Genomic DNA, 8,359 nt, shown 5'->3' with positions numbered 1-8,359 from the left:
AGCTTTTTAATATCTTCTTCGACAAAATTTATTTTCAGCATTAGACTCGATCTCTTCAACACCACTCCATTTACCATAGTATCTCACGATCGCTAATAATCCCTACTGTAAAAGTCTAATTGCTAGCCGTGCTTAGTATACCTGGCATTTCGCCTGATTCGGTTTGCCAAACGACTTGGCAACCCTAACCATGCGATTCGTCCCAAACGGACAAAGGTGATGCAGGTACTCAAACTGAGTGTGATTACGGGATCGATCGGCATATTGCTGATGATTTTGGGGACGGGTACCACCATCGCCGTGCTGTTAGCCAAGTCGGTGTCTCAACCCCAAGGAGTCGCAATTTACGACCCTAGCCGCAGCATTCGATCGGTGGATGTATTTGTAGCCGCAGCAAATACGACAGGCATAACGGCTCATTTTGTCGGCGTGGTGGCATCGTTAAGCGTGTTTAACTGGCTGCATCGTCCGACTGATTAGATTACCTCGATAAAGTCATGCCCATGCAAACAAGATCTATTACAACTCAAATATCTAAGGCACCACTTTCAAGCCAGAACGAGAGTGAATTTCGATCGAACTTTGATGTCGGTGTTGCCGTTACGATTAATATTGCGATCCTCTCGACGATCGTTGCCATTGGTTATATCTGCACTTTTAAGCGTCAACAATTTGCATCGCTCTTTAAACCGCCAGATAAGGTGCCGTGTTCTCGCTGTCGATATTTCAACAATAATCCCTATCTTCAATGCGCTCTCCATCCAGCAAACGTCCTCACGGAGGGAGCGATCGATTGCGTAAATTATCGCCTAAAAGAGCGGAAGATTACTAAAAAAATTTGGGATTTCTTCAGTTGATGTTAATACCTAACTTCTGGTAGAGGTGGATTCGATCGCTTTGGTATAAACTCACTGTAGATATATTGGTAATTTATGTTGTGAGTACAGAAATATCTGCTGTATAACGGCTCATTTCGTCGGCGTGGTGGCATCGTTAAGCGTATTCAACTGGCTGCATCGTCCGAGTGATTAGCTGCGGACGTTGCTGGAAGTCACTGTTAATCGATCGATCTGTATATGAATCCCCTCAAGCTTCCCGAACAACAAGCCCTCGAATACGAACGCGCTGAGATTTTGCAGCAGCTTGAAGACTGGCTAGATCTACCCATGTTGGTACTCAGCTTTATCTGGTTGGCTCTGTTTACGATCGAACTCATTTCCGGCTTAAATCCCTTACTCGAAGGTGTCAATTTCACGATCTGGCTCGTGTTTATCGTCGAGTTTGGCGTGAAGCTGCTCCTGGCTCCTCGCAAACTGGCTTATCTCAAAGCGCAATGGTTAACCGCAATCTCACTGCTACTCCCAGCCCTCAGAACGTTGCGGATTGTCAGAATTGCGCGGGTACTCCAAACAACGCGAGCAGTACGAGGTTTGCAATTGCTGCGAGTGCTGACGGGCACCAATCGCAGTATGCGATCGCTCACTGCCAACTTTAAGCGACGCGGGTTTGGCTATGTGCTGCTACTGACTGCGCTCGTCACCTTGACGGGTGCGGCTGGCATGTATGCCTTCGAGCGGGAAACACCTGATGCCGCTGGATTTGATAGCTACGGTACCGCTTTATGGTGGACGGCAATGCTGATGACGACAATGGGATCGGAATATTTCCCCAAGACCGCAGAAGGGCGCATCCTCTGTTTTCTGCTGGCGATCTATGCCTTTGCCGTGTTTGGGTATGTCACTGCCACCTTAGCCACCTTCTTTATCGGACAAGATGCTGATGATGATGGAGCCGAACTGGCTGGACAAAAGTCGCTCGATGCTCTGCGCGATGAAATTGCTGCTTTAAGAACCGACATTCATCGGCTCGATCGCGATAATCCCCGATAAAAATTGGAATATCGTGGAGATTGAGATCTGGAAGCCAGCTAGATTTTCACTAAGGTTAATTGATGCGCCGATAGCCAGCTTGAATTAAGCAGTAGATGCTGTAAGCAATTAATCCTAATGCAACAGCACCTAAAATCCAGGAACCAAAGGGTTGTCGTGCTAACGTTGCTAATACCCCACCCAAGCCTCTTGCTTCACTAGCATTGGCATGAAGTGCCGCTAGAACCAGAAAAAGCCCAATGATTCCAAAGACAATTCCGCGTGCTGCGATACCTAATTGTCCCAACAATTTTGCCCACTGCTGCTCGGCTCGACTCATCCGATCTTGTCTAAAACGGTGCTGAAAGTCAGCTTTGTAAGCTCGGTAAAGGTATGAAATTCCCACCGAGATCGCCATTAGTCCTGCCAATCCAATTAATCCTCTCCCCAGAGGATGTCCCATAAAACGGGCTGTCCAATCATCTATTGTGCTACCGCTGGTAGTAGCAGTGCCTGTGATGAGTTCTACGGCTGTCCACGCTAAACTGCCATAGGCGATCGCGCTAAACCCATAGCCCATGCGCTGCACAATTCGTTTTGCACTCGTTTTTTTATCGGCACGATCCGGATCGAAAACAGCCTGGATAATTCGCCAGAGCACATAACCCACTAAGCCGATCGCAATTAAACTCAGCAGAAATTCACCAAAAGGCTGATTGACGATCGTTACTAATGCACCCACGGTATCGGCTGTTTTGCCGCCTGTGGTTATGGCTACCTGCATCGCCAACAATCCAACCACGAAGTACACAACTCCCTTCGCAGCATAGCCAAATCGGGCAAAATTTTCGATCCAGGGATGAGATGCTGCTCGTTGGGCGAGTTGTTTCAAATGATGGAGCGGTGAATTAGGGAGAGGCATTGGAGGTACTTCAGTGAGCCGATTAAATTTTAGCTATGTCTTGGCTTGCAGCGTAAACACGGTTAATTCAGGTCGGCAGTTAAAGCGAATTGGTAAATTGCTAAAACCAATGCCGCGATTAATATAAAGGCGGTTATCTGCATTGCCATAGCCCGGAATCCAGCCGGACACACGCACAATATCTCCTCGAATCTGGGAGATCCACGACCAGCTCGACCGCTCCTCTACAAAGCTCATCCAAGACCACTCCGGTAGGAATGGAATCCGAATTTGTCCGCCGTGCGTATGTCCTGCAACCGCGATCGGGGCTGTGCCAGGAGGAAGCTCTGCAAAAGAGCCAGGATTATGCATTAGGACAAAGCGTGCTGCACTGCTGGGAACTTGAGCGATCGCCTGTTGAGGCTGAGATTGCTTAGGTAAATAGGCTCCAATTCCAACTAAATAAAGCCTGTCATTTTCAGCAGTTCGATCTGCATTTGGAAGAACGATCGCCTCATTTTTTAGCACTTGAATGCCGCTCGCCTCTAATGCCTGCTGAATCCGATCGGCTCGCTGTATGTCTGATGCACTAGCTTCAGTCACGGCTTTAGCCCCATAATCATGATTACCTAGAACGGCATAAGTTGGAATTTGAGCGACAACTAGGGGACGAACCAATTGAATCACGCGATCGAGTTCTGGCGTTAGATTGTCTCCGGGCTTGTATACAAAGTCACCTGCAATCAGAGCTGCCGCCGGACGCTCGGCAACGATCCGATCGATCGACTGTGCAACCGTTCTAGTGTTTGCCATCCACATCCCAATTTGAAAATCTGAAACCACTGCAATTTTCTTTCCTTGCCAGGATGGCGATAGCAGTGGAATTTCGGCGACAACGGCTTCTCGATCGAGGTAATAAGGTTCTATTACACCCCAAATCAACAGTGCGAGTAAGAGACCTGCTATACACAATATAAAATATTTTATTCGTCGCCAAAGATACTTATTCATCACTCGATACTCCGATGCTTATTTCCCGATCGACTGCGAATAATTTAGTGACCGCAGCATAAGTTGACGTGATGTATTTACTCTCCAGCACTAAGTTGTCGGAGGGAGATTTGCTTACAAAGGCTTTCAACAGCTAGGGTCAGCGATCGCATTAATTCTGATTCTGCTTGATAATTTGCGGGAGCCAGATTTACGACTCGTTGGCTTTGGGTCACTTCAATATCCTGACTCCACTTGGCTGCGGTATCCTCCTTATACTCCCTTTCCGGCACAAGAGTATAGGTGTTTAGCCGCTATAAAGCTTATCCTGTAAGGGTTTATAGCTCATAATCTTATCACAGGAAGGGAGTATACCCCAATGACTATGCCGCCTCCATCATTTAATATGGAAAAACAGGGCACATCCGATGCCCCATCGCCCACATAGATCGTCTGAGCAAGTGGAACATGAAGCTTGTCTTCTGACGGATCGCGGTAGGCAAACGATCGTCCGTCGCTATCGACTTGCTCTTCACCACTCGCAATCTGCATTAAATAGCGGGTCTTCTCAGTATGGCTGATGCTACGTTTGAGAAATTCAATTTCACCGTTCTCTGCATAGTGGAATTCACATCCCCAGATTTTTTTGAAATAAGAGGCAATACAGGTATTCCGAACCACCTCAGCAAATCCACCCGTAATTATATAGAACTCCAGTTCAACCTGCGGGTTGAGTTCCTGCACCCTTTGATGCAAGCGATCGAACATCTCCGTCACGCCTTGAAAGGGATTGAGATTTTGCCCAAACTGAATCAAATCATTCTTTGTAATTTTCTCTTTGCGTCGCTTCGATTCCTGAATCAAGCAGTAAAAGCGGGCTGCCACACGATCCCACCCAGCATCTTTCATGGGTTCATAATACTGTTGACGAAACTGTTTAACATCCAGCCCTAATCTCTTAATTAATTCATCAAACGTATCGGGTGCAAGCGTGTCGTCAAAATCAAACACGATCGCAATTCGGTTACACACAGGTTTTGTGGCTTGAGGCTTCTTGAAGCTCATTTTTTTAGCTTGCGTCATGGCTTTACCTCGTTTTTTGATTCTTCAATAGATTTTTTATCAGAATTTTTTATCATCTTTGCCACTTTTCCCATTTTCTGCGTTTCTCCTCTGTTAACTACCGCTAGAACCGCCCAGCACACCGACCAGTTGCAGCAGATAAATTACGGCAAACACCGCGAAAAATACGCCTGCCAGCACGGTTCCCCAGAAGGTAAACCCAGACGGACGTAACTGGCGAGGCAGCATCCGCCGATTGAGAAAGAGCGTTAATCCGGCAACAATCGGAATATGGGCAGCTTCGATCGCGCCCGCCGTTTGCAATAAACTTACAGGCTGACCCAGCAATAGATAAACGGCGATCGGCAAAACTGCTAGCAAAACGACAATGTAAAACTTTCGCAGAAACTTTTCATTCGTCCATGTGCTATGCTGCACCCCAAACCCTTGCAGGAGAATCTTTGTTCCATCGGCAAACATCCGTCCGAACCCATCTTGCACGGACAGAGTGGTACTGCAAAAGGTAATAAAGACGATCGCAATCATGAACCAGAAACCAAACGGTCCCCAGATATTCCCCAGCAAACTGCCCAACGTTTCCGCGACCTGATTCTCTTGGGGGATAAGTCCTTGGGGACGCAGCAGTTCCTTGCCCAAAATCAAGAATGCTAGTGCTGCCAGCAACGCGCCCACAACTGCCAACGTGTTCGAGAAGGTCATGAGTTGAATCCAGCCCTGCAATCGCTGCTGCTGCTCCGAGTCAAGCTGCTTCACTTCAAGTGGCTGTTCCTGCTTCAGTGACGTTGCCCCGTACCCACGCGCATCGACCCAGTAGGAGTACCACATCATTCCGGCTGCACCTGCCAGCATGAACCCCAGCCAGGGCAGAATTTCTTGGTACTGCACATCCTGAGGAATCTGCGGCAATAAACCAGCGGCTAAGTCGCGGACATTGGGGAAGACAAAAATCGCCGCCGCGACGATCGCCAGCGTACGGGCAATACCAATAAACGAGGATAATTTCTCAACCACATCGTACTGTCCCAGCAACACGATCGCCGCTGTCACCAGAATAATAATCACCGTCCAGAGCTGAACCGTACCGCCTGTGACTAAAATCAGTGCAGTTGCGGCGGCTCCTGCTAATCCTGCGACAGTCGAGATCGCAACTGCAAGCTGGGGCACCAGAATAATCCAGACTGCCCAGTTTTTCGGTCCCGGAAGCTGTTTAAATCCTTGGAGAATCGTTGCACCCGTGCAAACGGTAAAGCGTCCGACTTCACGATTGATAAACCACTTGAGAACTACAGCGGCAACGAGTGCCCACAACAGCGAGTAGCCATAAAGGGCAGCAATTCTCGGTGTAAATAATAGTTCTCCAGAACCCGCAGCAGAGAGCATCCAGATAAAGCTAGGGCCAAGCCACTTAAACTGTTCCGCGCCCTGGGGCGGCTGAGGAATTTGCTGGTCTGGCGAATCTGGATCTGATGCTTGAATTGAAGTTTGGGCTTGCTGCGGGTTCATTCGGGCTTGCTCCTGACTTTTGTTAACAAGAAATTTAACGTCCTCTTCCCTACCTGCCTCACATTTGCTTATTTGGCAGCATCGGGAATTGCAGAGGGGTAAACATTGTCCACAATTAAGACAGGTTTATTCTTAAATTCCACCTCAAGCTGTCGCTGAATTCCTGCACCCCACTCAAAGTCGTACTCGCGGTCTAGGTCAGCTACTACAAACGGGCGCAGCACCCCTGTAACTGCCACTTTTTCGCCATTTTGAATTACGGGTTGATTTGCCGTTGCTGGCGTTGCTGACTTTGCTCGCAAAACCAAAAGATCCTGCCCGCCAAACAACTTGTCTTCGTCTAACTTAAAGGCATTCGCACCCGGAATTTGTTGCACTTCACCCGTTACTGCAATCGGTTTACCGTAGTACTGCTGTGGATTGCTGGTTAGCTCACCCGGTTTTGGTGCTAGGGCAAGCGATTGTGCGATCAGAGCAGGTTTATTCTCGTACTGTACGTAGAGCTTTGGGTCTAGACCCAGGCTAAATTCACGCTCAATATCAGCAAGCACAAAATTGCGAACTTTACCCGTTGCCTGAATGTTGATTCCATCTGGCAGCACGAAAGGTTTTCCTGACGCATTAACTACTAGAATCGTTTCGCTGCCAAAGAACTGCCGATCCTCAATGGTGAAGGTACTCGGAGCAATCTTCTCGATCGGCTCACTTCTGATCGTTACGGTTTGACCAATGTACCGATTTGTATTTGTAGCAACGTCTTCAGTGGTGACATTATTTTGCGCTGGGGTGGCTACCCGCGATGCAGGCGTTTGACAACCTGCTAACACAGTTAATAGCGTCAGTGCCAAGGTGCTGCGGACTGCCCACCCCTTGGCAAAGGAATACTTAGAACTGTATTGATTGCATTTCTCGAATTTCATTGCTGCAAATTCCAATAGCTCATACATTAATCATGATAGATAACCAAGGTGGAGAAATGGTGAATAACTCTAAAATTAGAAGAAACTCTATCTTTAGAAGTAGATTTTATTAAAAATAAAAACCGAAGGATAATATCAACTACCTATTTAGGTATATACTATCGTATTATTTTTTTAAATATTAAAATAGACGATACTTGAGCCAGTTCCTAATTCTTTCTTTTAGCACAATTATCTAAAGTTTGGAAAACCTCAGATGCCGTCAAGTTTACGCCTGAAGAGTGGTTTGTAACCGTGCAACTCGATCGTTAGAGCAAGCAAAACCGCTGGCACAAATTACTGTTACTGATACGGGAATAGGACTTCGGGCAGATTTTTTGCCGCATGTGTTCGATTGCTATCAGCAAGCCGATAGTACCAGTACGCGATCGCACAGAGGGTTAGGGATAGAACTGGCGATCGCCCGCTATTTATTCGAACAGCATAACATTTAATTCTCGATCCAGGCTACTGACAAGCTGCTAGAGGGAATGTTAATACCTAACTTATGGTAGATGTCAGTTCGATCGCTTTGGGGTAAAGTTACTGTAGATATATTGGTAATTTATGTTGTGAGTACAGAAATATCTACTGTTTGGAACAAAATTCAGGGCATGGCAAGTGACTTCATCATTTTATTGCCAAATATCGTCTTGGCACTGATTGTCTTCGCCATTTTCTTTTTTATTGCCAGAACCCTCAAACGATTAGTCAAACGATTGACGCGCGATCGCCGTCAAGCTCACAATCTAGGATTAGTGCTGGGGCGATTGACTCAAGGAGTGGTGATTTTAATCGGATTATTTATTGCCTTGTCGATCGTGATTCCCTCGCTCAAAGCTGGCGATCTGGTACAGCTACTAGGGGTTAGTAGCGTGGCGATCGGTTTTGCCTTTCGAGATATTTTACAGAATTTTCTAGCGGGTATTTTAATTCTGTTAACTGAACCCTTTCAGATTGACGACCAAATTGTTTTCAAAGGTTTTGAGGGAACTGTAGAAAATATTCAAACACGGGCAACGATTATTAGAACCTATGATGGTCGGCGGATTGTG

11 protein-coding genes are annotated in these 8,359 nt (G+C 46.9%); 5 read left to right on the top strand and 6 right to left on the bottom strand.

The window, feature by feature from the left end; genetic code table 11:
• Positions 1-141: 141 nt before the first annotated feature.
• The 3 genes from ACEW9J_RS23420 (at position 142) to ACEW9J_RS23410 (ending at position 1,889) form a co-directional block, all read left to right on the top strand.
• The gene (locus ACEW9J_RS23420) at positions 142-480 is read left to right on the top strand and encodes a DUF3611 family protein (protein ID WP_373547482.1); all 339 of its coding nucleotides are present in this window, start codon (positions 142-144) and stop codon (positions 478-480) included.
• A 23-nt stretch (positions 481-503) separates the two neighbouring features.
• Positions 504-857: a hypothetical protein gene (locus ACEW9J_RS23415; RefSeq protein ID WP_373547480.1), complete on the top strand. Its 354-nt coding sequence runs from the start codon at positions 504-506 to the stop codon at positions 855-857.
• Positions 858-1,076: 219 nt separating this feature from the next.
• Positions 1,077-1,889: an ion transporter gene (locus ACEW9J_RS23410; protein ID WP_373547479.1), complete on the top strand. Its 813-nt coding sequence runs from the start codon at positions 1,077-1,079 to the stop codon at positions 1,887-1,889.
• A 55-nt stretch (positions 1,890-1,944) separates the two neighbouring features.
• Here ACEW9J_RS23410 and ACEW9J_RS23405 read toward each other — a convergent pair whose 3' ends face one another.
• From ACEW9J_RS23405 to ACEW9J_RS23380, 6 genes are all read right to left on the bottom strand, one after another.
• Positions 1,945-2,790, bottom strand: a complete 846-nt coding sequence (locus ACEW9J_RS23405; protein WP_373547478.1) for a DUF1206 domain-containing protein — start codon at positions 2,788-2,790, stop codon at positions 1,945-1,947.
• A 33-nt stretch (positions 2,791-2,823) separates the two neighbouring features.
• Positions 2,824-3,780, bottom strand: coding sequence for a metallophosphoesterase (locus ACEW9J_RS23400; RefSeq protein WP_373547477.1), 957 nt, complete (start codon positions 3,778-3,780; stop codon positions 2,824-2,826).
• A gap of 77 nt (positions 3,781-3,857) precedes the next feature.
• Positions 3,858-4,052 (bottom strand): hypothetical protein, encoded by a 195-nt coding sequence (locus ACEW9J_RS23395; RefSeq protein ID WP_373547476.1) that lies wholly within the window; start codon positions 4,050-4,052, stop codon positions 3,858-3,860.
• A 52-nt stretch (positions 4,053-4,104) separates the two neighbouring features.
• Positions 4,105-4,842: a haloacid dehalogenase-like hydrolase gene (locus tag ACEW9J_RS23390; protein WP_373547475.1), complete on the bottom strand. Its 738-nt coding sequence runs from the start codon at positions 4,840-4,842 to the stop codon at positions 4,105-4,107.
• A gap of 93 nt (positions 4,843-4,935) precedes the next feature.
• Complete coding sequence (locus ACEW9J_RS23385; protein ID WP_373547474.1) at positions 4,936-6,345, bottom strand: Nramp family divalent metal transporter; 1,410 nt, start codon at positions 6,343-6,345, stop codon at positions 4,936-4,938.
• A 68-nt stretch (positions 6,346-6,413) separates the two neighbouring features.
• Positions 6,414-7,292: a hypothetical protein gene (locus ACEW9J_RS23380; RefSeq protein ID WP_373547473.1), complete on the bottom strand. Its 879-nt coding sequence runs from the start codon at positions 7,290-7,292 to the stop codon at positions 6,414-6,416.
• Positions 7,293-7,546: 254 nt separating this feature from the next.
• On the opposite strand from ACEW9J_RS23380, the gene ACEW9J_RS23375 reads away from it, so the two are divergent.
• Positions 7,547-7,759: an ATP-binding protein gene (locus ACEW9J_RS23375; RefSeq protein WP_373547472.1), complete on the top strand. Its 213-nt coding sequence runs from the start codon at positions 7,547-7,549 to the stop codon at positions 7,757-7,759.
• A gap of 117 nt (positions 7,760-7,876) precedes the next feature.
• Positions 7,877-8,359: mechanosensitive ion channel family protein (locus tag ACEW9J_RS23370; RefSeq protein WP_373547481.1), on the top strand; the 483-nt coding region annotated here is incomplete at its 3' end.

The organism is Chamaesiphon sp., assembly GCF_041737865.1.
GTDB lineage: Bacteria > Cyanobacteriota > Cyanobacteriia > Cyanobacteriales > Chamaesiphonaceae > Chamaesiphon.
The sequence above is the reverse complement of the archived record's forward strand: the minus strand, read 5'-3'. Positions and strand labels throughout refer to the sequence as shown.

What these genes read in the sequence shown, in the direction of transcription:
- ACEW9J_RS23405 (WP_373547478.1), bottom strand. Translation starts at nt 2,790, where the DNA reads ATGCCTCTCCCTAATTCACCGCTCCATCATTTGAAACAACTCGCCCAA.
- ACEW9J_RS23415 (WP_373547480.1), top strand. Translation starts at nt 504, where the DNA reads ATGCAAACAAGATCTATTACAACTCAAATATCTAAGGCACCACTTTCA.
- ACEW9J_RS23380 (WP_373547473.1), bottom strand. Translation starts at nt 7,292, where the DNA reads ATGTATGAGCTATTGGAATTTGCAGCAATGAAATTCGAGAAATGCAAT.
- ACEW9J_RS23410 (WP_373547479.1), top strand. Translation starts at nt 1,077, where the DNA reads ATGAATCCCCTCAAGCTTCCCGAACAACAAGCCCTCGAATACGAACGC.
- ACEW9J_RS23400 (WP_373547477.1), bottom strand. Translation starts at nt 3,780, where the DNA reads ATGAATAAGTATCTTTGGCGACGAATAAAATATTTTATATTGTGTATA.
- ACEW9J_RS23385 (WP_373547474.1), bottom strand. Translation starts at nt 6,345, where the DNA reads ATGAACCCGCAGCAAGCCCAAACTTCAATTCAAGCATCAGATCCAGAT.
- ACEW9J_RS23390 (WP_373547475.1), bottom strand. Translation starts at nt 4,842, where the DNA reads ATGACGCAAGCTAAAAAAATGAGCTTCAAGAAGCCTCAAGCCACAAAA.